The sequence below is a fragment of the Paenibacillus sp. NN59 genome, assembly GCF_057597225.1.
Window position 1 is genome coordinate 5,971,407 of record NZ_CP199678.1, and the last position, 25,749, is coordinate 5,997,155.

At 48.2% G+C, this 25,749-nt stretch carries 15 protein-coding genes and 1 pseudogene; 1 reads left to right on the top strand and 15 read right to left on the bottom strand.

Annotation, left to right across the window (positions count from 1 at the left end; genetic code table 11):
• Positions 1-19 precede the first annotated feature (19 nt).
• The 6 genes and pseudogenes from ACT89M_RS26055 to ACT89M_RS26080 form a co-directional block, all read right to left on the bottom strand.
• A complete protein-coding gene (locus tag ACT89M_RS26055; protein ID WP_090924177.1) occupies positions 20-1,009 on the bottom strand; it encodes a LacI family DNA-binding transcriptional regulator in 990 nt (329 codons plus the stop codon).
• Positions 1,010-1,458: 449 nt separating this feature from the next.
• Positions 1,459-1,599 (bottom strand): annotated as a pseudogene (locus tag ACT89M_RS26060) (class I SAM-dependent methyltransferase); the annotation flags it as partial.
• A gap of 205 nt (positions 1,600-1,804) precedes the next feature.
• Positions 1,805-3,028 (bottom strand): MFS transporter, encoded by a 1,224-nt coding sequence (locus ACT89M_RS26065; protein WP_154892014.1) that lies wholly within the window; start codon positions 3,026-3,028, stop codon positions 1,805-1,807.
• A 166-nt stretch (positions 3,029-3,194) separates the two neighbouring features.
• Positions 3,195-5,258, bottom strand: a complete 2,064-nt coding sequence (locus ACT89M_RS26070) for a molybdopterin-containing oxidoreductase family protein (RefSeq protein WP_487345325.1) — start codon at positions 5,256-5,258, stop codon at positions 3,195-3,197.
• A gap of 467 nt (positions 5,259-5,725) precedes the next feature.
• On the bottom strand, positions 5,726-6,583 hold the full coding sequence (locus ACT89M_RS26075; protein WP_308722696.1) for a formate/nitrite transporter family protein: 858 nt from the start codon (positions 6,581-6,583) through the stop codon (positions 5,726-5,728).
• Between the two features lie 257 nt (positions 6,584-6,840).
• Positions 6,841-8,202 (bottom strand): FAD-dependent oxidoreductase, encoded by a 1,362-nt coding sequence (locus ACT89M_RS26080; protein WP_308722695.1) that lies wholly within the window; start codon positions 8,200-8,202, stop codon positions 6,841-6,843.
• Between the two features lie 519 nt (positions 8,203-8,721).
• Between ACT89M_RS26080 and pelA the strand changes: the two genes are divergently transcribed.
• A complete protein-coding gene (gene pelA, locus ACT89M_RS26085) occupies positions 8,722-9,918 on the top strand; it encodes a pectate lyase (protein ID WP_373323232.1) in 1,197 nt (398 codons plus the stop codon).
• A gap of 124 nt (positions 9,919-10,042) precedes the next feature.
• Here the strand turns inward: pelA and ACT89M_RS26090 are convergent, their stop codons facing one another.
• The 9 genes from ACT89M_RS26090 to ACT89M_RS26130 all read right to left on the bottom strand — a co-directional run bounded on the left by ACT89M_RS26090 (position 10,043) and on the right by ACT89M_RS26130 (position 25,510).
• Positions 10,043-10,522, bottom strand: a complete 480-nt coding sequence (locus tag ACT89M_RS26090; protein WP_090924172.1) for a glutathione peroxidase — start codon at positions 10,520-10,522, stop codon at positions 10,043-10,045.
• A 65-nt stretch (positions 10,523-10,587) separates the two neighbouring features.
• Positions 10,588-11,406 (bottom strand): IucA/IucC family C-terminal-domain containing protein, encoded by an 819-nt coding sequence (locus tag ACT89M_RS26095; protein ID WP_464678753.1) that lies wholly within the window; start codon positions 11,404-11,406, stop codon positions 10,588-10,590.
• 101 nt (positions 11,407-11,507) lie between these two features.
• The gene (locus ACT89M_RS26100; protein WP_090924170.1) at positions 11,508-12,392 is read right to left on the bottom strand and encodes an ABC transporter ATP-binding protein; all 885 of its coding nucleotides are present in this window, start codon (positions 12,390-12,392) and stop codon (positions 11,508-11,510) included.
• A 491-nt stretch (positions 12,393-12,883) separates the two neighbouring features.
• Positions 12,884-16,033: a GAP1-N2 domain-containing protein gene (locus tag ACT89M_RS26105; RefSeq protein WP_487344891.1), complete on the bottom strand. Its 3,150-nt coding sequence runs from the start codon at positions 16,031-16,033 to the stop codon at positions 12,884-12,886.
• On the bottom strand, positions 16,030-17,289 hold the full coding sequence (locus ACT89M_RS26110) for a TRAFAC clade GTPase domain-containing protein (protein ID WP_090924168.1): 1,260 nt from the start codon (positions 17,287-17,289) through the stop codon (positions 16,030-16,032). Before ACT89M_RS26110 ends, ACT89M_RS26105 begins: the two co-directional genes overlap by 4 nt.
• 60 nt (positions 17,290-17,349) lie before the next feature.
• Positions 17,350-18,042 carry a beta-mannanase gene (locus ACT89M_RS26115; RefSeq protein WP_090924167.1) on the bottom strand — a complete coding sequence of 231 codons (693 nt, stop codon included), beginning with the start codon at positions 18,040-18,042 and terminating at the stop codon, positions 17,350-17,352.
• 21 nt (positions 18,043-18,063) lie between these two features.
• On the bottom strand, positions 18,064-19,347 hold the full coding sequence (locus tag ACT89M_RS26120) for a vWA domain-containing protein (RefSeq protein WP_308722693.1): 1,284 nt from the start codon (positions 19,345-19,347) through the stop codon (positions 18,064-18,066).
• Positions 19,348-19,524: 177 nt separating this feature from the next.
• Positions 19,525-22,107, bottom strand: coding sequence for a transcription initiation factor TFIID (locus ACT89M_RS26125; protein ID WP_308722692.1), 2,583 nt, complete (start codon positions 22,105-22,107; stop codon positions 19,525-19,527).
• Between the two features lie 13 nt (positions 22,108-22,120).
• Entirely contained in the window at positions 22,121-25,510 is a 3,390-nt protein-coding gene (locus ACT89M_RS26130; RefSeq protein WP_308722691.1) for a tubulin-like doman-containing protein, read from the bottom strand.
• Between the last annotated feature and the right edge of the window lie 239 nt (positions 25,511-25,749).

Below are 25,749 nucleotides of genomic sequence, written 5' to 3' on the forward strand. Positions count from 1 at the left end.
TTATTTCCTACTCTCGACCTTAAGGAGACCCCACGGACCCGCGCTCTACCAGATCAATCGTTAATGTATAGGATGGATTAACACTCTCTCCATTCAACATCTGGAACAGCAGATGCCCGGCCAGTGATCCCGCCTCATGCTTCGGCTGACGAATCGTGGTCAGCGGTGGTTGAATATATTCAGACAGCTGGATATCATCGAATCCAATAACGGAAACATCTCCCGGCACCGAAATACCACTCTCTTCAAATGCCTTCAGTCCACCAATAGCCATCTCGTCATTCCCGTAAAACACTGCTGACGGCAGCTCTCCCTGCATAATCATCATCTTGGTCGCGCTGAAACCGCCCTCGCGCACAAAATTGCCGTTCAAACGCCACTTGGATTTTTCGGTAAGGCCTGCTTCCCGCATCGCTCGGAGATACCCCTGGTAACGTAGCGCATTATCATAGGAATTGGACGGTCCGCTGATATAAGCAATATTCTCATGCCCCGCTCTAATTAGACGGCGAGTCGCCAGATATCCTCCCTGCTCTCCATCCACCAGTACGCTAACAAGATGATCGCCAGATAGCTGTCGATCCATGACAATAATGGGGAATCGCGACCCGGCAGACTGAACCAGGATATCATCATCGATGTTATGAGCCAGAACAACGGCTCCGTCCACTCTTTTTTCACGCAAAAAACGTACGGCCGTTGAATCCCCTCCACCCATCGAGCTGCACGCAATCAGGTCATACCCGTTCGCCAGCGCCACATCCTGCACACTACGAATCAACTCGGAGTAATAAGGTCCCGACAAGTCTGTCAAGATTAGCGCGATGGTATTGGTCCGGCTCCGTTTCAGATCCATGGCAAAGCCGTTTTTACGGTAATTCAGTTCCCGTGCTGCCTCGAGCACTTTGGCTTTGGTCTTGGCACTAACCTTGCTGTCCCCATTCAATGCATAGGAAGCAGTAGAGAGTGCTACACCCGCCAGCTTTGCCACATCCTTGATCGTTGCCATTCCTAGTTCGCCCCTTCTTGCTTCACTCGTCCATGACTATTTCGTTCTGTGCTCTGTTCTTTTATAGTTACTATTCATTGTAATGCAAATATTTTGAGATGATGTTTCAGGGTACCTCTAAAGTATGTTATGGTTGTACTATTATTATAAATCTTGAGTTGCTTCTAAACCATTTCAATTATGGATCGAAACGTTTCGAGGTATTTCCAAAAAAATAATTCATGCTCAACCTTCTTGTCTCTCTGCTGTAGTACAAACAAAACTGTAGTCATGATTCGTTCCTTCGTAATCAAATTCTTCTTAACCATATAAAAAGAAATATTGAGAAATCTGCTCTACACAACAGATTGAAACGTTTCGACATTTTCATTATAGTCGCTAGTGATAGCGATTTCAACCATTTTATTTGATTTTCGCAGAAAAGAAGAACATATTCAATACGTTCATATAATTGTTGCGAATTCTTCTGAAGTGATCAGTTTTCGACTTACAAAATCATTAAAGATAAGTGGTTCATCATGCTCCATATGGTAGGCTCGGGCAAATGCTGAAATCAGAGACGTTATACTGGACTCCTTCTTCTCGCTCATCATGTTCCTCCCGTATCAACAAAAATAAGGTCCCCCTGGCCAGGAGAACCTTAGTATATACGGAAAGTTTATATATGTAAATTATAGCATATATAAACTTTTTTGTCAATCTCATTTTTAGATAAGTTCATTAGAATCTATATTATTTCAGTCGTCTCTGTTGTTTAGATTCAGTACGTTCATTTTGTCCGTTTCACTTAGAATCCTATGCGTCCAAGCCGTATTCCCGAGTCTCCCGGTTACGGTTCAGCGCAGCATGTAATACAAATCCAAGCAGGGCTATTGAAGCCGTCCCGGTTGCCAGCCATGCTACAGGGATTAGACCCTGTTTATCATACATAACCCCCATCGCATACGGCCCGATTACACGTCCAACCGCTCCAATTCCGCCCGAGACACCAATGTAAAAAGGGGCTGCCCTCCCCGCATGCTCCGATATAAATGCCGGTGTTGCCGGTGAGATTAACATCTCTCCGAAAGTAGCGAGCACCATCGCAAGTACCATGCCCGGATAATTGTACATCGTGATCATAACAATGTAGGCGAGCCCATAAAATAAGGCACTTGCTGTCATCTGGGCGCTGGAGGTACGAGCCATCGTACGTTTTATCCAACTGGTGAATGGTTGCCCCACAAAGATCAGCACCCCGTTAAGTGTCCAGAGCAGACCGTACATTCTTTTCTCCAATCCTTCTGAAATAATATACGGGGATACGCCTGTATTCCAGATGGAGTTGCCAAACAAAAGGAACAACACACCAAGACTCATAAACAGATACAGCCGAGTGTTTCCCAGCAGTGTCCAGATGCCCGGACCGTCTGGTACGGTTTTACGTTTCGTCAGCTGTACTTCTCCCTGCTCCGGCTCCGCCCGGGAAAGATAAAACCAGAAAAACACTGCAAATCCTGCTGAGGTCACCCCGTTTAACACAAAGCTCAGATGATATGAAAAGTCAGCGAGAAATCCGCTAAGCGCCGTTCCAATCGCCACACCGATGTTGTTCGCCACATAAATAATGTTAAACAGTTCTCCGCGCCGCTCGGCAAACCGGAAGCCGATAAACGCTTGAATTGCAGGCAACGATAATGAACTGAATAACCCAATCCAACCCATTGCACAGATAAAAACAACCCAGTACGCGCTAATCCAAGGCAATGCGAACAATCCTGCCGCGTTTAGTGCAAGCGAACCAATGATTAGTTTTTTCACACCTACACGATGGTATAGAGAGCCACCAAGCAGCTGTCCAAAAATACCACCCAGAGATTGAATCAAAATAACAAAACCTGCGTTTGCCATCGTGCGCCCCAGCTCGTCGAATACATACATAGTCGTCAGCGGCCACATGAGAGCACTACCCGTGGCACTCACCATGCTTGCCAGCAAAAACACTTTCACTTCTTTTGGATAGTTATCCAGCCATCTCAACATTTTACCCATACTCCTTACATCTTCTAGCCTGACATACCCTTACCATTGTCCGCACAAAAGGCTCCCGCACACGTGGCACAACTCGCCACGGCGGAAGCCTGTAAGTTAAAGATATTATAATATGAATCTATATTACATCAAAACTATCTGGCTGCAAGCACACTCATTGCCGCTTCACTTCAACAGTGGCCGAGAAAAAGGTTGCACCGTTCCCCATATCCGACAAGCGGCCCGATGTCAGGGAATTGGAGCGCTGTTTTTTGCCCTCGCCGTCCCACCACAGTCCTTGGCTGATGACCGTTCCCGGAAGCATGGCATCCGTAACTTTGGCGGTCAGTTCAATACGTCCCCGTTCATTCCATACCACAACCGCATCGCCATCCTGTACTTCGCGGCGAGCCGCGTCCTCTGGATGAATTTGCAATAGCGGCATCTTCTCCAAACGTTGATGTTTAGCTGAATTACCAAAGTTGGAATTCAAGAAATTATGGTTCGGCGGAGATACAAACATAAGTGGATACGCTTCATCTGGACCAGCCGGATTCTCTCCATCAAAACCTTCAACTAACGCGGCGTATGTCGGTAATGGCGGTAGTCCCTTCTGCTGCATCTGCTCGGAGTATAATTCAATCTTGCCTGATGGCGTAGGCAAATGTTCCAGGAAAGATTCATGAGCCGACATGTCCAGCTTCACAAACCGCTGTTGCTTCAGACGATCCAGTGTAATCCCATTCATATAAGGGTTCTCCGTGCCCTGAAGTGCGTTCTCAATCATCTGCTCCGGCTTCTCACCAAAGATGTCCGCATCATAACCCATGGCTTGGCCAAGTAACGAGAACAGCTCCACATTGCTTTTACTCTCGCCGATTGGTGCGATCACCGGCTCTTGTAGCTGGACATACTGGTGCCAGTAGGACAGGTATAGGTCTGTTGCTTCAAAAGATGATGTCGCTGGCAGCACAATATCTGCATATTTTGCCGTATCCGTCATGAACAGGTCATGAACAACCGTAAACAGATCTTCCCTTGCAAAACCTCGCTCCACTCGTTCCGTATCCGGTGCCACCACCAGTGGATTGCTGCAGTAAACGAACATGGCCCGGATCGGCTGCTCCGCCTCCAGCAATGCTTCGCCAATCCGGTTCATGTTTACGACCCGCGGCTCGGCATGTTGCCTTAGTTCAGGGCGCTCTAGCGCGTCACCGTTGGTGCTCGCGTAGCTATTCGTGCGAACTGCACCGCCGCCGCGCTTCAGCCACTGCCCTGTAATTGCAGGCAAGCAGGCGATGCTGCGCACGTTCATGCCACCATTGTCATGATGCTGCAAGCCATTGCCAATGTGAATATGAGCGGCCTGCGCTCTTCCGTAGAGCTGTGCCAGCTCTACAATCGTTTCTTCCGGCACGCCTGTAATACGTGCTACGCGCTCCGGGGTATAACTACGCACATGCTCGCGTAGCGCTTCGTGTCCCACGGTATATTTTTGCATAAACGCTTCATTCGTCAGTCCTTGCTCGAACAGCACATGCATCATTCCCAGTGCCAGCGCACTGTCCGTACCCGGATAGAGCGGAATAAACCAGTCTGCCCACTGAGCCGTCCGGTTACGATGAACGTCGATGACAACGATTTTGGCGCCGTTCTTGCGAGCCTTCTCCGCTAGTACAACCTGATGCATATTGGTGCTGACAATGTTCCCACCCCATACCACAATCAGATCTGCATGCTCTGTATCCTCAGGCAACGTGCCGTGGTTGGCTCCCATCGTATATTTCCAGCCTGTGTTACCGGCAGCATTACATATCGTCTGCTCCAGCACGCTTGCGCCAAGCGCATTGAAGAAACGCCGATCCATACCGTCGACACCAAGCACACCCATATTACCGTAAAAACTATAAGGGAGAATGCTCTCCGGTCCATACGTTGCAGACAAGTCTTTGAACTTTCCTGTAATTTCCTGAATCGCTTCGTCCCAACTGATACGCTCGAACTTGCCTTCACCTTTGGCGCCGACACGTCGCATCGGATATTGAAGACGCCCCGGATGATACACCCGCTCCGTCATATTTCGAACTTTATTACAGATTGCACCCTTCGTAATCGGATGATCCGGATTACCGGTGACCTTCGTAATTTTACCGTTTTCTTTATGTAATAGCAGACCACATGTGTCTGGACAATCGAGCGGGCATACCGCTGGAAATACACCATTCTCCTGTTCAATCATCATTGGGCTCCCCCTCTTTCAATAGCTATCCCTATATCATATCCCGTTCAGGGTTATAACGTAAAGAGAACAGAATGAATCGGCCAAATCTTCATCATTGCTGGGTAGCATGTTATGTGTGCAAACTGGTCATTCCATTCAAAAATTTTAATTTCGAAAAAAGTTTTCTGCCTATGATTCATTCTTTGAATCGAAGGGTAAATTAAGAACAAGGCATTAGGCTGGTGTTTCCCCACTTCCTCCTCATGCCATATCATGGACCACTCCCGAAATTCGCCATGCTCAGGTTTCGTTCCCCCGAACCTTGTCATGGCGAATTTAATTTTGGGCAAAAAAAAGATGACCCCCTCCCATCTCCCCACGATCAACCCTGTCGTGAAGCGATGAAATGCATCATCTCACTTCGTTATTCCGTATTCTTACAAATATGATGCTACAATGCTCCTAAGTGTCGACTCTCCCATAAATTACGCCTGTTTACTCCACATCGCTCTGCCTTCTGCTTCCACTGAAGAAACCATAGCAGGAACAACCGTCTCCGGCTTGACCGCTGGCTCTGTTTTACGCAGATATACCATCCAATACGCAGCCGCTACGAACAACGCTCCACCCGTTAAATTACCTAGCCAAACCGGAATAAAATTCATGACGTACTGGCCCCAGGAATAGTGCCCTTCAAAGATCGCTGCTGGAATCAGAAACATGTTGGCCACAACGTGCTGAAAGCCGATAGCCACAAACGCCATCGTTGGAAACCAAATGCCCAGAATTTTACCGCTCATCGTATCGGATGCATAAGACAGCCAGACAGCCAGCGCTACCAGCCAGTTACAGCCTATGCCTGAGATAAAAGCCTGCAGGAAGCTGTCATGCAATTTGTGTCCTGCCATATCGACAACTTTGCTCAGGTATACACCCTCTGCAGTGAGCCCAAGCACATGACCAAAGAAAAAGGCCACAAACAATGCACCGAGCAAATTACCCACGGTCACAAGTAGCAGGTTCTTCAACATGCTGGCTGGAGAGATTTTACGTGTGATTGCAGCGAGCGGTACAGCCATCATATTGCCCGTTAACAGTTCTCCACCACCAATCAAAACCAGAATCAGACCTACCGGGAACACCGCCGCTCCGATAAACGTTGCAATGCTCCCCCACTCCGCTGGTGCAGATGCAATTACGCGAATATCGAGCAGAAACCCAAGCGCAATAAAGGCTCCCGCCAGGAAACCAAGAATCAGCACAGAAGAAACCGGATTCTGTGCTTTCTTAACACCAGCCTGCGAAGTATACTGTGCAACCTCCAGAGGTGTTTTGGTCGCCATATGTCATCCTCTCCTTTGTCTTCTATCCGTTCGCAGATCATTGAATTCATCTATGGTTTTATTGTATCTCGACCTTGCCGAAAACTTTGTGCAAATAATCACAAAGTAATCTAAGAAGATGATTCAATTTGCTACTTAGACGACAAAAAAAGAAGACTGACGATACGATCGCCAGCCTTCCTTCTGTCTTTATTTTATGATGTACCCAATTTTAATATCGTTGCTAGCCGCCTACATTCATGACTCACCTCACCGACTTACACCAGCGCTGGCGCTTTAACCTCTACCGGAGGCAGGGCTTGCAGACCTGCTGTGTTCAGGAAGTTCCAAGGTTTGTTGTAGTGCGGTTGGAAGAAGAAGTCGATAAACGCCAGCTCATCCACCGTCATGTTGTTCTGAATACAAACCGAGATCGTATTGATCGACTGCGTCAGATCCACTTGTGACATTACCTGTGCACCGACAATCCGGCGAGTCGCTTGTTCGTAAACCACTTTAAGCAACAGTTTCTCAGCCGTTGGCATGAACTCAGGACGGTAGCTGTCTTCCAGAACAACCGATTCGACAACAAGCCCCTCTTCTTTAGCAGACATCTCGGTCATTCCTGTTCCTGCAATATTTTGCTCATAAATTTTGATGCCCGATGTGCCCTGTGTTCCCATATAAGGTGTCGTTGGACGAACCAGGTTTCTCGCTACGAGTGTACCCATCCGCACGGCGTTTGTTGCTAGTGGAATGTAAGCCGCTTTGCCGGTCGGATTGTAGTGGATCGCACAGCTGTCACCTGCAGCAAAGACATCTTCCTGACTAGTTTGCATATATTTATCGACGATAATTGCACCGTTTGGCAACATATCCACTTGGCCTTTAAGCAGCTCCGTATTTGGACGGAATCCGATGCAAAGAATGACCAAGTCAGTCTCAAACTCCCCTTTGGATGTGATGACTTTGGTTACCTTGCCGTTCTCGCCCGTAAATTTCTGTACGGTTTGACCGAGAGCCAGTTTAATGCCTTTATTCGTGAGCGTATCTTCAATTCCATCTGTAAATTCAGGATCAAGGTATTTGTTCAAAATACGATCCACGCTGTCGATCAGCGTCACTTCTTTACCGTTCATCTGGAATGCCTCAACCAGTTCCACACCGATGTAACCTGCGCCAACTACAGTAACACGTTTCGCATCTTTGGCTTTTTCGATAATAGTGTTGGAGTGATTGTAGTTTTTGCAAAGCAGGATGTTATCCATCTCGATGCCTTCCAGCTTCGGTACAACAGGCCATGAACCTGTAGTCACGATCAGTTTGTCAAATGTATCTTCAAATTCTTCCCCGGTTTGCAGATTTTTAGCCCGCAAGGTGTGGCCTTTGGCATCCACTGCTGTAACTTCGTGAAGCATCTTGGTCACTACCCCGAGATCTGCCAATTGATTCGGCGAAGAGTAGAACAGGCCGTCAGGGTCTTTGACCACTCCACCTACGTAGAGCGCAATACCGCATGACAGGAAAGAGATATTATCATTGCGTTCATATACGGTAATGGTGGCATCCGGGTATAATTTGGCTGTATTTACGATGGCTGCTGTTCCTGCGTGTGTACATCCGATGACTGCGATTTTCATGAGAGTTCCTCCTTGGAGTATATAAAATAATGAGTTTAATAAACATGGTTAAGGTTGTGAAATAATTCACTATTAATTCAGTAGATCACTTGTGATTTATTTCACTTTATACACTCATTATAATGTGATCTTTTTCACATTGCAATAGGTTTTGCAAAAATAAATTCAATTTCCTCATAAAACATGCGACAGTTCTACTTTTGTCTTAAGTTCGCCATAGATTTTATACGTTATAAGTACTGACCCCATCTTATTTTCACTACTTACATTTTCCCCGAATTGCCTATTGCTTATGCCCTCCAAATCATTCAAATTCCGTTTTAGCGCAGTGCCAGCTATCTTCTATCCAACACAATGGGCAGGATGAATGAACAGAATGCAAAAATGGATGCCATTTAAAATTAAAGGTTGATTTCTTTATTAGTAAGCGCTTACAATATATAGAATCCTTTTATTGGATTATATGATATATATGTTCCATATTAGTTCGGGAAAATAATAGCTTAAGGAGGCGTTCACTTGAGTAAACCTAAATTGTTAGCCCCATTACGCATCATACCCGTTGCACTTTCTATGGCCATGATCACTGCCGCATTAGTCAATCCACATGCCGCTGCTGCCGATGTTAATGCTTCCTCCGCCCCAGTGACAATTAAAACCGAAGTGTTGCCGAGCCAGAAATCCAGTTCTACCCTTGTAGATGTGTCCTCTTTGTTGCAGAAATTCAGGGATATAAGCAACTTCGCGACTGGGGATCTCGCCAAAGATACGGCTTATGCACTGAATATCGTATCCTGGCAGATGCCGCACGGCGGCTTTTACAAAGACATGGAGAAACAATATGCTACCCCTTGGAATGGTGTAACGGAACGTTCTGGCTGGAAAGACCCGAGCGGTGTTGAGCTTGGAACCTTCGATAATGATGCTACAACATCGGAAATCCGCTTCCTGACTGAAATGTATGTCAAAACCGGTAATCCGATCTTTAAAGACAGTGTCCGCAAAGCCGTTGATTTTATTCTCGTGTCACAGTACCCTTCGGGTGGCTGGCCTCAGGTCTATCCTAAACGCAGTAATTATTCGGATGCCGTAACGTACAATGACAATGCGATGGTGCAAACGATGATTCTACTAGATGATATCACCCAGCGCAAACACGGGTTTGATAATGATATTCTGACGAGCCAGGAACGCAGTAAACTAAAGCTTGCATTAGATAAAGGTATTGCTTATACCCTGAAAGCCCAGATTATAAATAAGGGAGTACCTACTGTCTGGGGTGCACAGCATGATCCTGTGACCTATGAACCGTTACCTGGCCGAGCCTATGAGCTGGCTTCCAAATCGGGATCAGAGTCAGTTGCCATTACCGCTTTCCTTATGTCTCTACCTCAGACACCTGAAATCGAACATGCTGCTAAAAGCGCATTGAAATGGTTTGATACTGTTCGTGAAGATGGCACCAAATACAATCGGCAAGGCCCCGTTTATTTCGAGCCCGATGCTGGCAGTGTCATTTGGTACCGTTTCTATAACGTCGATGAAGATATTCCTTTTTACGCAGATCGGGACGGTAAAAAATATATGAACATTCTGGACATCAGCGAGGAGCGCAGACATGGCTATTCATGGGCTGGAAGTTATGCTCGTAATCTGCTGAAGCTTGCCTCCGAACAAGGGTATTACAAGCTTAGCAAGCCACTTCCCAAATCATAATAATTTTGAGTAGAGTATTCTGTGTAGATACAACACTTTAGACAAATAAAAGAAGCCTGTCCCTGCGAAATAGCAGGACAGGCTTCTCGTCATCATACGTTTACCTTACAGCAGATGTAGCACATTAACCGAGCAATTGCTCAATCGTTGCACTCATGGACTCTGGTGATTCTTTCGGTTCAACGCGGCCAACAACTTCACCTTCGCGGTTTACAAGGAACTTGGTAAAGTTCCATTGAATATCGCTGGTTTCACCTGATCCGGGCTGTTGTTCTTTCAAATATTGAAAGAGGGGATGAGCCTCTTCTCCGTTCACATCTACTTTTGCAAAGACCGGGAAATTAACGCCGTAGTTAATCTGGCAAAAAGATTCAGCTTCTTCGCTTGTTCCCGGCTCCTGCCCACCGAATTGGTTACAAGGAAATCCGAGTACGACGAGGCCTTGATCACGATAACGGTCATAGAGCTTCTGCAATTCACCGTATTGCGGGGTCAATCCACATTTACTCGCTGTGTTTGCAATAACGAGCACCTTGCCTTGATACATATCCAGCGGCACTTCCTGATTTGCGGTGGTTACCGCCTTGTACGAATATACGGACATTGCTAATTCCTCCTATGAGATCGTAATATCCCAATTATAAACGTGTTCAAGTGTGAACTTCAAATTTACCGGGAAGCTACAATCGCCTCATATCGAGTTTGCCGCTCAGCTTTGCTCAGTTTGGGACACGTGTAACAATAATCTTGACCCCCGTCCACCTTATAATACAGGCAGCATGTTGACTTCATTAAGATCTTCTCCCCCGGTTGATACGGGCTGTCTATCTCTACCGGCTTGAATTTCAACAGATTTTTACGTAATCCCAGAACTTCCGGTGGCATCGTTATGACATGCTCATACCCCTGAATAACAGCTTCTCGCTCCTGATCTGTAATCTCCATCTGAACAGCCAGCGTTTTGAACCATCTCAGGATCGACGCAAGCTGTGCCCACATCTGACCTGTATTCGCCCCGCCAGCCAGTGCCACTCCTTCAATTAAAGGCCGAAGCTGTTCTCCGTAATAAGCTGTAAGCATCGCCTGACGTGTAGATGTAGAAGCTACCGCTGAGTGGTGCTCGTCGTTGACGGGGGGTGCTGGATGAGCCTTTTCAGCGTCATCTAGCAGTTGAAAATGAAATGCGGGATATCCGTCCTGCAGGGTGAGTTGTAATCGAATATTATCCAGAGAAATATCCAGCACCTTGTCACACATCGCGTTTAGGTAATGTATACCCAAGAGCAAACCACGAACGGAATGCATGAAATACACCGCTGCGGTTTGCAAGCTATCTGCACGCAAATGTTCGTTATATGTTGTTAGCATATCTCTTGCCTGCTCTGCGTCCCTTAACGAAGCCAGAGGTGCAGCGTAGACAGAGTTCAAAATGGCATTCCTCGAGATACGTGCATATTGTTCAAGCCAGGTGTAATTGATTGCGCTCATTAATGAAACCTCCTGTGAATGCGAATGAGCCGCGTGCTAACAGCGCACAGCGGCTTCATTTCTATAATTCAGGATCGCACATCCGATCCAGCTCGTTTATTTTAACTGCCTGTTGCTTGCACACGATGTTCGGCGCGACCTGCCGCATGAACCATCGCACTGTTCACTACCTTGGTTTCAGGAGCAACTGGTTTTGGACGTTCGCCAGCGAGCGCATATGGCAAGCAGAGCGGTACATTGGAGCGCGGGTCCATAACGATGTCGGCTTCAATGTTAAATACTTCACGCAGCACGTCTGAGGTCATCACTTCAACTGGGGAACCTTCTGCAATGGCTTTACCTTGCTTGATGCCGATCATATGCTGTGCATACCGAGATGCATGATTCAGGTCATGGACGACCATCACAATGGTACGATTAGCAGTGGCATTTAGATGCTCCAGCAACTGCAATACTTCAAGCTGGTGAGCCATATCGAGGAAGGTTGTCGGCTCGTCCAGGAACAGAATATCTGTTTCCTGTGCAAGTGCCATAGCGATCCAGGCACGTTGACGTTGTCCGCCGGACAACTGATCGATCGGACGGTCATGGAATTCCGTCATGCCAGTCACTTCGATCGCCCACTCAATCATGCGTTTGTCTTCTGCACGCATGGAACCGAATCCTTTTTGATAAGGGAAACGACCATAGGAAACCAATTCTGTAACGGTCAGCCCTTCCGGTGCTGTAGGATTCTGAGGCAGAATCGCAAGTTGCTTGGCAACTTCACGCGTAGACTGCTTATGGATGGACTTGCCGTCGAGTAACACGCTACCTGCCTTCGGAGACATAATACGTGCCATTGTCTTCAGAATCGTTGATTTCCCCGAACCGTTGGCCCCCACAAGTGCGGTAATTTTCCCTTGGGGAATCTGAATGTTCAGATCCTCAACAATCAGTCTTTCCTCATAAGCGATATCCAGCTTGGACGTCTCCAGACGAAACATGCGATCATCCCTCTCTCATTAATCCCGGTATGTATTCCGGCTATCATAACGACAACGAAATTGAAATTATATTCTGATTCAATACTCTGAATTTTCCGACGCTTTAACCTTCTAAAAGAAACTGTTTAATCTGCTACACTAAAGATACTGATAATCATTATCACTTGTCAACCAAAAATCCCAATTTTTTTGATGTTATAAGGCATTTTTTGCTCGAAATCAGCATCTCAATGGCTACTATGACACTTATTATATGAGAGTATTTCTCAGTCATTCCGTGCGATTTTTCACCACTGGCCTAATTACCTTAATTTGAATCAATCGATATATGTCTAATTCGTGAACAAAAACAACTCATCAGCACACTTCATCTAGAAAAGACAATTGTTACACAAAAAAAATGATTCTGAAACCTCCGTTTCAGAATCATCCCCCAAATCTCACTTTATAGTTCCTTGCCAGTTCCAATTCGCATGGTGCCTAATACAAATTCAGCTTGGCTTCTGCATCAGGTTAATCGTGATCCCCGAACCTTCTGCATCTTGCTGGATGCTCACAACTTGATCGGGGTTGATATCGTCTGGCAACTTAATCTGCATGCCATAGGGGTACAAGCGATCTGCTTCTGCCAAGGTTAACGGTGCCTTAGTATCCGTTTTATTCTGGCCCTCTGGTGAAGCTTCATCGGTTGAATTATCACCTGTTTTATTTTGGCTTTGCTCCGGTGATTCATTTGTTGTGCCGGCTGACGCGTTGTCAACTTCGGATTGAGCATCCTTATCCGCATCACTCGTTGAATCAGCTGAACCTTGACCTGTATTTTCTGTATCAGAGCCTTCACCACGATTCAGGCTTTCCCACTGGTCTGTAACATCGATATCCCTTGTGTTTCCGTCATCCATACGTAGCTGAAGGTTCCCCTTTTCAAAAGGAATTCCGCCTGTCTCGCTCCGAAAGCGGATGACTAATTGGGCTGGTGATTTAGACCCTTCCTGCTTGTTCTCTGCAACAATATAAGCAATGTAGTCTGCTGGCTTCTCTTCTGGATTCGTGGCAACTACAGGTTCCCGATCTATCGGTGGCTGTACCTCAGGTTCAGATGAATTGTTCATCAGAGCATACGTACCACCTGCAGCACCGAGAATCAGGAACAACAGCAACAATCCCAGCCACCGTGTTTTCTTCCGTCCTGTTAACATGCGCATGAACGGAGAGGCAAGTTCCGCTTTGGCCCGATCATAGACCGGCTTCAGCGCTTTTCCTGCTTTGGCATAGTACGGCTTAAAAGCAGACTTGGATCGGAACGCTTCCCGATCATGCGTTTTGAAATACAGGATGATGGCATCTGCATATCCTTTATGTGCGTTAGAACCGCGAACAAACATGCGCTGCGCACCAGACCATTCAAAAAAAGTATAGATCTCTTCGGGGTGCCCCATATGACTGCGTGCAAACTCGATCAGACCCGAATAATCTAGCCGATTACTCCCGCTACCCCCACGATAAAACGCAAGCGACAATGCCTCATACGCTGGTGTTCCGGGCTGATTCCGTAGCTCTGCCGCGAGCCAGCGACGAGTCCAGCGCTGAAGCTCGTCCCGCTCAGCAAGGGAGAGAGATTCCATTCCTTCTTCCGCATTACCGTCACCGCTAAGCCAAGCTCTGGCTGCCAGCATCATATTGGTTCTTGCAACGACATCCGAGCCTTGACGTACCGACCAATCCCGAACCTCTTGCTCATGCTGCAAAATATCGATCTGCAACAGTTGCTCCCGATTCACCCGGTCCAGATCAAGATCCTGGATCATAAACAGGTTGATGACATAAGCAAGCTTGTCAGCCAGCTTGGTTAAAGCCTCCTGATATGCAGCCTGTTGGCCGCGAAGAGATGAGGCGGTTGGTTTGCTAGCAGGGGACACAGTCTCAGCACGCTGTCCTGAGTCGGCAAAAAACTCTGTTTGTCCGATATATCCGGTAATTTCCGATTCCATCGCACCACTCTCGGTGATAAAGTCCAAAACGCTAACCCGTTGAAGAGCTTCGTTCGCTGATTGCACCGGATTGGGCGCAGAACACAGTCTTTCCCGTAGCTCGGTACAAGACCGTTCCACTAAAAAAGCGGATTGGATGGCAGATGGATGAGCCGTAACCCATCGCTGTATAAGCTCAATCACGCCTGCTGCCGTTTCGGTACGTTTCAGCTGATTGTCCAGATATGGCTCAAACAGCAGTTCGGTCAATGAAGCATTACCCAGCACCTTATCAAAGAAGGCCTGATTCAACTGAGCATCCCGATCCAAAATGGTATACAGCTCCTGCACAGCGCGCAATCGTTTCTGCGCTCGCGCATTGTTTACACCGTAGATAAAATAATCCACAATCCGGGCCTTCACCACTGGTGCAGCGACCCGAAAATACTCACCGATGCGAGAAGCCACCACTTCTTCAGGTACATTTTCCCGCCGTACACTATCCAGTTCCCGGCTGAGCAAGGTCAGGAACAGTTCGTTCAGACGTGAACGCTGCTGTAATCCGCCCTCCGGCTTCAGATATGTCAACAAGCCGCTCAAGACCTCATGTTTGTTATTCAGATATAAATCCTCTACGCCTTGTTCAAGGCTGTAAAATACAGATAGCTCCCCATAGGCTTCGATGGAAAGTTCACGTCCAGGCTCCATGCCTGCCAACATCTCATCGGCAAATCCATAAAACTCGGCCGACCTTGCCTGATCCTGCATCAAAAACCACGCAAATTCTGCATATGGTAACTTCGCAACTGAAGCATCCGCGTGCGTGACACGCCCAGAGACGAGATCAAATGTAAAATCCTTCTCCGTATTTCGATCCTTGGGACGCAGTGTGCCACGCTCCACAAATTGCACATGAATACCTTTCTTGGCCTGTGGCTCTTTGGCAAATGTCATAAAACCAAGCTGACGTCGGAATGCATACGGCAATGCCTTGTACAGCAGACGAAGCAATGCCTTGGCTCCTGCTGTTACTTCCTCTGCTGGCACATCCAGTGCTATGTATACCTTGCGACGTGCCGCCACAGATTGCATCACGGCATACAGCATACGCTTGAACAATGTCTCGTCCATTTTCAGAGCGCTTAGAATCTGGCTCGGTGACGTGTTTGCCTCAAAGCTACCGCCGGGCAGTTCAGTTCCAAGTCCTGCTCCACCTTCTGTCGCTAAAGGCAATGCTGTCAGTGCAGGTAGCTCTGTACCCTGCTCGATATCATATGAGTTGGCGAACACGGCATCCAGCCAGTCGCCACGTTTCATATATTCTTCCGAGCTTGCCGGTGATAGAACATAATTGTGAGCGAAAAACGCGCTGCGCAGGCCGGTAAAATCCGCAGCCTGATACACATTTTGCCCGAGAATGGTCTCGCCGCTCTCCAGATGTAACAGGTGCATCGAAGCCGGATACTTGCTCTCGTCCTTCTCACTTCGGCCTGTCAGCTCCGCTGGAGCATCATAGACACAGTAAGGATGAAGTACTTTTTTGATAAAAGAAGGGTCCAGCCCCGGTGATGCAGCCACCGTATCGAATCCCTCCGTCGTCCGGAATACCCCGCGCCGCTCTCTCGTGTACATCTGCTGTTCAATGGGCGGAGTGTTAGTAGAACGCATCATCCCACTCTCCCCTCAATGTACTTGAGTTTGTATAGCAGCCACAGGAAAGGCTCGTCCACTCGGATGGGACTAACTACACCCTGAATTTTCATATCTACCGGATTACTTCCCAGCGCAGATACGGCAAAATAAGCGGTGTCTTTGAAATACACATCCATCGTACCTTTAAACGGACGATCCACTTTCTCGATAAAACGGCGAATCTCCCCGTCGATATTCTCAAACTCGGTCAGGTCGAAAGAGTCGCGGTGAACCATGTTGCGGAACACATTGCTATTGGATTTGATGTAATCGCCCTCCTCGTCCTTGAGGGAATGCAGCATGTCACTTTTGGTGAGCACGACAGCGGTTGGAATATTGGTTTTGGCCTTGTCTTGATAGGCGATAAAGTCACCGAAAAGAGTCAGCACCACATCGCGTGGCTCATCGTACTTCGGCGTCCATTCTCCCGGTTCGTTACCCAGGTTAATGCGGATTTTGTCCCGGATCGAACGAATCTGAAGCGGGTCAACCATGAACAGAATACCTGCCGAGTTTTTGATATGCTGTCCGTGCAAGCCCAGATAATCCTGCTCCACCATACCTTCACCTGCCACGTCAAAAAACACCAGGGTCAGCGGCGCTTTATCCTCGTCCTTGAACACAAACTGAAAAATAAATGGCTCCTGCAGCTTTTCCTTCTGCGTGGAATCCAGCAAGTCGCCTCGTTCGAACAGCGGCTCTTCATAATCCGCACGGAAACGGCGGCTGATCTCGGCATTCAGCGGCATACAAGCGGCATCAAAATGATCCGCAGTATAATGCTGCAACGTATGAATTAAGGAAGTCATATACACGGATTTCCCGACCTGGGATGCACCAATAATTGAAATGATATTGCTTGGTGCCTTACCCGCTGTTACAGGCAACTCATTATGACAATGCGGGCACAGACGGCGGCGTGTCATCACACCGTAACGATCATTCAGGCCCATGACAATGTTATCCGAATAGATCCGGTGCTCCTCCGGTACATCATAAGGTGACAGCACAGCTTCCATATCAAATACCGTATCCAGCCCAAAGCGTTCACGATATCGGTTAAGCTTGGCATCTTCTCCGAGTGCATAATCCTCGTCATCGTCACGATGGTGAGCCGCACGGAACACAACCTCTTCCGGTGAGAATTTGCTAAAGCAGTATGGACATACGATATCGTAGAACAACGGCCGTTCCTCCGGCTGCTGTCTCTTCAAAAACCGGCTAAAAAAACTCATAGACACTCCCCTCCCCGTTATATGTGTAAATAAAAATTCAACTTCAGTCGTCAAATCTGTTTAATCTGATATCAGCCGATAGGCAGCTCCGTACTTGGGGCCGTCCGTGAAGAATAACCTGATATAGTCGTCTTTGGCCACTTCCACGGGCGGCATTTCATTTTTCCCCGGTACAAAATCACTCACAAATGGATACACCGTTCCATCGTCCTTGTTCAGCGGAACGCCACCTTGTTTACGAACATAACAAAGCGCTTCTTTAGGCACAGGTACCTCAGCAGTTACCGTGATCAACACCGTCTTGCGTTTCTGAAAAAAACCGCTCTTATAGCGAATGGCAAAGCGGATATCCGCCTTGCCTGCACTTGCAATGCCCTGATTATCTTCATCCTGCTGACGGATCAGTACAGGCCCATCCTCATGCATCTGGCATGCGTACACCGTGTACTGGATCGCACCAAAGCCGGTAATTCGATCCACATACCCGTTATTCGCCTTGTACTCCTCTCGCGTATACAGCTTCAGCTTGCCCTGTGTCGATCCGCCCGCATCGTCTCCATAATCAGTAACACTCCTGTGTTCTTCACCCACACGATCCGTATTCATAAGATTAAGTTCCAATCGTTCCACGTATACCGCCTCAAGTTGCTCCGGCCAGAGCCAGCGAAGTGTGCAACGACCTTCGTCTACTGCGAGCGTCAACTTTCGAATCCGGGGAGCCGAAGGATCTGCATCTGCATTCATAAACCGCATATTCCGTTGACCTCCCCGATGTTAGAATCCTTTGCTGCGTGTATCTCTTGGCCGCCTACCGAATCCTTCCGCAGAAGAAGTTCCACGGCCAGCATCCCGGCGCCCTTTGCTCTTGCGTGGTGTGTTCTCTTTGATCGGAACAATCCAGGAGAAAAGGGTAAGTATACCTGACAGGATCAGCATGGCTCCCAATCGAACGAAAGCATCACCCACATTAGAACCGTTTAACCCCCACTCCAGTAACAGTCCGGCTAGCAAACCTGATACTGCACCACCTACACCGAAGCTGAGTGCAAGATGACGGTTATCAAACACAAGTCCAAGGGATACGCCAAGCGCCACACCGATCAGCAGCAAAGCCACAACACGGAAAATGGCCAGATACATACTGTGTTCCATCGCACCTGTACGCTCCGTCACGAGAGTACGTTCATCAATCGTATCGTAAATCTGCTGAAACGCGACATTCAGCCCACCTGCGTCAGGTACATCATAGTACATCCCGCCGGTTTGCTGAGCAATGCTCTTAAGCAAATCCGTCCCCGAAGGGTCTACCAAGCTCAGACCAACAGTATGGATAGCTACTTGTTCCTGTACATATTGCGGCAAAATGCCTGCGATATCAGCATCACTGAATCCGTCCGATAACAGGATAACGACTGTTCCCCGTTTCGGATCTTGTTTGCCTTCGATCAGTTTCATGCCTTCCCGGAGTACCGCATCAAAATTCGTCCCCCCGGATGTGGTGACAATGCCGTCGATTTTGCTATTCACTTCGCTTTTGGCAGCTTCACTATCTACGGCAATGAACGGCTGCAACAGTTGAGGCTGATCGTCAAACGTAATGACAGCCACCTGTTTGTCGCTCTCCATCTGATTAATGAGCGTCTTGGCTGCTTCAAACCGCCCGTTATTGGGGTCAGTCTCGTTCATGCTGCCTGAATTATCGATCATCAATATGATGTCTTTGACCTGTTTTGCTCCGCCCGGATTGATCTGGTACAGCAATTGCAATCCCATCCCTACAACCAGTAGCAGTGCTAGCGTTGCAGGCACAAACAGCTTCCAGGACAAGCTGAGATACCTGAGCTTCCACGAAGCACCGTTCAGTCTTGGTGAGATCATCTCTGCCAGTAGGCAGAACAGCCCCACGCTAAGTGCTAGCACACCGAAATATAACCCCATCAGCAGCAGGCGCGGCATTTCCCCAAGCCACTGATGCAGCATGATTTCTCCTGCCGCAAAACCAACTGCTCCGCCAATTAGGCTGAACAGCACCAGGAGAAGATTGATTTTTCGCTGCATGTCTGCATGCATCCTTTCTCAACGCCCGCCAGAAGCGGGCTGACTTAGTACCCACGAAACATAGAACGACACCTCTGCTTAATCTAAGCAAGTTGAACTTAAAGATGGTTTACCTCTACACTCCCTTAACAGGATGCCCCTTCCAACGTGCATTGTGCTATATGTTCTTTCATTCCGCTACCGAAGCGGAGACAGTTTCTCTGCTAGCTCCGCAGGATGAAGCTCATAACCATTTTCCGTATAAGAATCGTAGTACACCTTACCATTACGGTACACCATAAGATCCTCCAGATGGAACCCGCCCATCAGATTAAGCTTCTCTACCCCGCTGCTACGTTCCTCATAGACTACACCCAGTTTATAAATGCGCGAGGTTTCCTCTGCATGTGCCGCGTAGTCCATAAAAGCACTGTGATGGTCGCCAAAAAAGTACTTCTCTTCATACCGGTGCTCTTGCGTATAGTCGAACACCCGTATCCGAACAACGGCCTGATCTTCTAATGTGCGATACAGCCTGCGGAATAGATCATCACGGGTCAACACATCCCGATCCCTGTACGTAATCGTCACATTAGCTCGCTGCAGTAGTTCCTCTTCAAACGACAAGCGTAGCGGTTCCGCGGAAAGCAACAAGTCACGGCAAACTTCCATTAAGCGTGCAAGCAAACGGTCACTGCCTTTGATCGCAAGCTCATTCATATCTCCCATGTAGCGATCTTCGAACCATACTTCCCGCCCCCGTCTTGCCTCCAGATCGGCGATCAGTTCTTCCGTTACTTTGCCGTAATACTCCATGACGTTCTGACCAATGTATTCGTCAGCAGCGGCAATGCTCTCTTCCGCTACTTCACGCAATGTACGCTCCAGCGCTTCAAGTGAGGTTGTAACTTGACGACTGTAGCGATGCAGTTCTTCCATTTCCGTATCGTAGATACGAAGCAAATGCAGTTCATTTTCCAACCGTAGCAGTTCTACCTTGGGTTCATATACACGTTCCAGTAAACAATCGATTAGATTGCGCACGTTCTGCTTATCACGGAAGAGCGCACGTTTGATCGGTTGATCCTCCACCCGCTCTTGCTGACGCTGTTCCATCAGTGCCCGTGCGGATTCGAGTTGCATCGATTTGTCGCGGATCAGTGCGAGCAGGGCTTCACGAACACTCCCTGGCTCACCGTCGCTCCAGGCAGCCCACTGAAAGTATCCTATTTCGGGATATTCCATATGAGACTGCTCGGCCTGACGGCGAAGCGCCCCCGAAGAACCGCGCTCGCGTACACGTTCCTGCACCGGACGGACAACATTTTCACGGAAGTAGGCTTCCGCTCCTTCTCCATATAGCGCTCGCTCAGCCTCTCTTAAAGAGAGCGGCTTGAGTTCAGCAAAGCTGCGATTATGCGTCATGATGCCGCTCATGCCACTAACGAGGTCTTCGCTTGGCAACAGCCCCTCCACCTTACGTTCCACGGAGGAGGCATCCAGTCCGAAAAAGGTCATTTTGTCCTTGATGCTCCAGTCTGGCTCCTGTTGCATCCGGCTGAGCAGATAACGGTACAGATGGTACAGCACGGTCAGTGCGATCGGTTTGTTCGGCCGCCTGATCTCGGCAAAACCTGCACTGGCATACCCATGCTGATCCGAGGTGGTACGGATATTATTTTTAAACGACGTATTATTGTAGGTATTCGCGCCCGTGCTGGCGATGGCAGCCCGGTCTTCATAGCTTTCCTCCTGCTTTCGGTTCTTCAGCAGGCAGATGCGGCAGATGATCCCGGCATTTTCAATCCAGCCGCCAGGTACACCGGTGCCACGTTCGTTTTTGTCCGAAAGTACATAGACCAGATCAAACAAGGGTGCTGCAGGATGGGTTACGGGAACGGATATCCCGTCCTCCGTCACCAGCAACTTGCCGCTGAACATGTAATCCAACGATTGCATGTAATCGAGCTCACGCAGAAAAGCAAGTCCCGCTGCGCTGGCATATCCGAAGGAATCGACCTGCTCCATCTCACTAACCAGCACATGAAGATCCGTCTGTACCGACTTGAAAGACTGTGCCAGAATGGTCTCGGCCAGCTTCGTTATCTCAGGCAACAGTACATTCAGCGGATCATCGGCCCGGGTAATGACGGTTACGTAAATTCGATCAAAGGACGAATACAGCCGTCCATATTCAGCAATACGGTTGCTTACCCGCCGCATCATTCGATTTAATCCAAAAAGCGCCGCTACCGACTCGTGAAAGCTACGGTGTACATCCTTGCGCAGCGTTTTGGAAGAACTCCGCTGTGAATGCGAGGTGGAGATCGGTAAACGGTGGTACGTGACCTGAGCGTTTTCATAGGATGACTCGGCCCCGTAACCTGATTTTGCTTTCTCCTGATTGTGAGACGAATTCGTTGCATTCACTGCATCCACTGGATTCAATGTGTTTGAAGCATTTGAAGGACTCGAAGGACTCGATGCATTTGCAGCATCGGCTTCATTCGATGTATCATCTGTCCCAATGTGTACGTATACTACACCGTCTTCGTTATCCCACTTCAACTGGTTAATATCATGCACAGCGGACACCGCAGGTTTCACCAGATCACCAACAAAAAGGAACAAGGCCGGGTAATGGATGCTGCTGCGTCCATCCCCTTGGCTTCCTTGGCGTTCCTGTTCTACGGCGTACCGGGAAGCGTACTTGTAAAGCTCACGCTTTAAGGCGTGCTGCATCCCGTTTTCTTTTTGCTGCATATTCATTGGTACATTCATACCATCAGCCACCTTATTTCAGCCTTCTGCGAATATCGTTCAGCTTCGACGACATCGTTCTGTAGAACTGGTAGATGTCTTCTCCGTTCGCGAGTTCTACCCGTTCATACTCCAGACGATCACGTGACTCCATAAACAGTGCCGCCAGATCATCCAGCTTGCTCAGGAGCGGTGTAATATCCTCGGAAGCGGTCAGGTCGTTGTCGCGACGGGAGGATTTGCGTAGCAATGTACTGCGATCCTTCTCGGACAGGCCGCGGAAGTTGCCAAACACTTCGTATTCAGCGAAATTACGGCTTTTCATCAGGTTAGCGAACGGTTCCCATGCGTCTTCCTCCGGATCACGGTCATAGACGTATAGTGCACCCTTTTTAACAATCGTATCTGTATAGAGTGCTTCGATGAAGCGATCATACCACTGCTCTTCATCCTGATACTGTGCGAGAATGCCTTCCAGTTCAGCCACTTTCGCAGTGATTGCATTCATCTTCGCCAGTTCCTCACGTACCCGCGCGATAAGCTGTGGAGAGCGTACAAGGTTTTCTTTCGCCATATCTTCATTAATACTTCCGAAAATATCCTTCACATCCACCCGCGGCAGTCCTTCGGATTGCAGGCGTTTCAGCTCCATAACAGCTCGTTTCACCTCACCCAGATTCGGTGCGTTCGATGTGAGACGCATGTCGTAAGCAGCCAGCTTGGCAGACAGGTCAAACGGTTCCGTCGTGACAATCGCATATCGGTTACTTGTATTTTCATCCTGCGATTTGGCAGTGACAATGTTATAACCGAGCGCTTGCTCGAATTCATTGCGAACCCGTGCATTATACTGCTTCACGCGGGCATTCTCGTACACATCTCCCCAAGATTTTTCCGGGATTGGAGATGGCAGGTACGTCCAGTTATTTTTCTCCGTCTGCACCAGATGGCGTCCAATGCCCTCTTTGTCCAAAATCGTGCGTTCGTAGCTCTCTTCATACACTTTGAGCGGTGTATATACAAAGAGTGGTACCCCGTTGCGTGTATTCAGCCAGAAAATACGGTTCCGCACTTCGCTTTCTTTAACAGTAAAGTGAGATTTGCCTACGGCATTGTTCTGGTAGTTACGAATCCCTTTCAAGATACCCGGAGCCTGTGCTGGCACGGACACAAACCCCCAGGAAGGGAAATGTAGACTGCCTGTGCTATTGCTCAGATTAAATACCGGCACGGCCTCGTCATCCAGCTTACCTGCAATAAAACGTTCCACGAATTTCTCAACGGACTCGTCTTTCCCATATTTGATCACCAGGAAATCTTCCATGGAGCGAGTAATGAGATCACCAAACTTCTCACTCAGGAAATCAGAGATGGAGCTGACGATATCAATCTCGTTTTCCTTCACCCACTGGCTCGAATTCTCCAGCAGCTCACGCGAGAAGTCGCGGATCAGATCATCCGTGTCGCGTTTGTCCAGCAACCCGTCCACCACGCTCACGATATCCGGTACACTTACCACGTTCCAATAATAGGTTTTGTTGCCTTTATGATCCGTTTGCTCTTCGCCGCGTGTCAGCAGATCGCCGTTCTTGGCAAAGATGGAGCTGAGTGCATTCAGCGTCTCGGAAAATACGTTATAAATGCGACTGTTCTCTTGATTCAGCAGCTCATACAAGTCTTCATAGAACTCAATCATCTGGTCGTTGCGTTCCACATCGGCATGCAGCCAGTATTCATGAATTTTCGCTTCGATATAAGCATTCTTTTTCTTCTCTTTGGAGACAAAAGCACTCTTCGCATCACCCAGCTTCTCTTCGGATTGCTCCTGAGCCGCTTCAATATCACGTGGAATGCGGAATGCATTTTCCCGTAGCGTTTCGATGTACGACTGAATCATTTTCAGTACACAGAATCCTTTTTCGGTATAAATCAAACGAGAGACATAGAACGGCCCCTGTTCAGGATGCAAAAACATCCGCCGGATCTGCTCGGTAAACTGACCCGCAATCTCGCCCGGAAGCTGTTTCTTCGCCTTGATATATTCCTCACGGGCACGTGCCAGGAAGTTCTGTTCCAGCTCCGTATCCATGTTGACGACCTGGGATTTCACCACGTTGCCATAGGATAGACGTTCGCTGTTCTGGTAACCCGGTAGTGGTTCAGGTACGCGAGATTCGAAGGATTTGACGACACTTTCGAGATCAATACCCAGCTTACGTGCAAACTTCTCGGTATCTTCCTGATTCGGTGCTTTGGAGAACATGGTGCTCATTTTGTCGAACATCCGGTAGGCCAGATATGTTGTCATCTCTTCAATCGGCAGTACAGCCGAAGATGCACCGATGATGTTGTAGTCGTAGTTGGCCGGGTACACTTTGTTCATCTGTGCGATGTTGGTGCGAATGTTGCTGATATAGTCATGGATCGCAAATTCCTCACCCGACTGCTTCTCTTCACTGGAGATAAAGTTGGTGATGTTCTCCGCCGTAACGTTCATGCAGTAGTCGTAGGCATTCTCCAGCAATTTACCTTCCGTATTCGTCGCCGAGATCAGATGACACAGGTTAAATGGCGGCAGCGGTGAGTTCACGGCCAAAATGTTGCCGTACTTCTGGGTAAACCGCTCACCGCGGCTGTCCACGTTCATCCAGTAATCCAGCTCTTTAAGCGCTGCATATCCATTCTTGCGAATATATTCGCGTGTATGCTCGCTCAGACTTTTATTAGACAGGTTCACGTCAGGCGTGAACAGGTAACCGAGCGTGTTGACGCGGTCAATCCCGGCAGAGCCGTGATCCCGCTCAATGATGCCACGCACGATATAGGAAATATCGAGGAAGCAGCCGCTGCCTGTACCACCGGACAGACCGGTGAGCAGGAATACCATTAGTTTTTTGTTCGTACCAACGGATAATGTTTTGATCTTTTTATCGATGGCCTGTACCACTTGATTGATCTTCGTAAACAGCAGCAAACGTCCAGCCTGACGCACCCCTGCGGCTCCGTTCATACCGTCCGTGATGCTCAGTTCAGGAGACAGCCATTCTGTAATATACGGCTCCAGCACGCTGCGGTTCTGCAAAAGGCCGCCAATCTCGGCATTCGAAAGCAGTACAAATTCGTTGATCGGATCAAGGCCGATGCCTCTGTATTTCTTCGCGCGATCCTGTTCATTCGTTTCAAACGCCAGAAATTCAACGTTGTCCGGCTTCTCCATCTTTTTCTTGGACACCGGGTCTTGCGGCAGCTTGAAACGACGATTGATCTGATATTTCAGACGCAGTAGCGCGTCAATTCCCGTTCCGCCCAGACCGATAATCAGAATCGGGTTGTCAATCGTATCGACCCTGATTTTCTCACTGACGATACCTCCGCCCAGTGATACATCCAGTTGTTGAATATGTTCTCTCACAATCGGTTTCATTCAATATCCTCCCTGTATTTCAATTAAAAAGACTAGAAATATCATTTACACTTGCCACTCCGATGACAGAATAATCTTACGATCGCTGTTATCCCCGGATATCTTTGAATATGTTTTTCAAGGTTGATATCCGGTGATAAAGGCGAACGCTTCGCTTCTCCAGCTTTTTTCTGTCCTCTCCGTTAACGTGTAAATTGAAATCTGTCTTTTAAAGCTCTCATTCACTGAGCTCTAACACG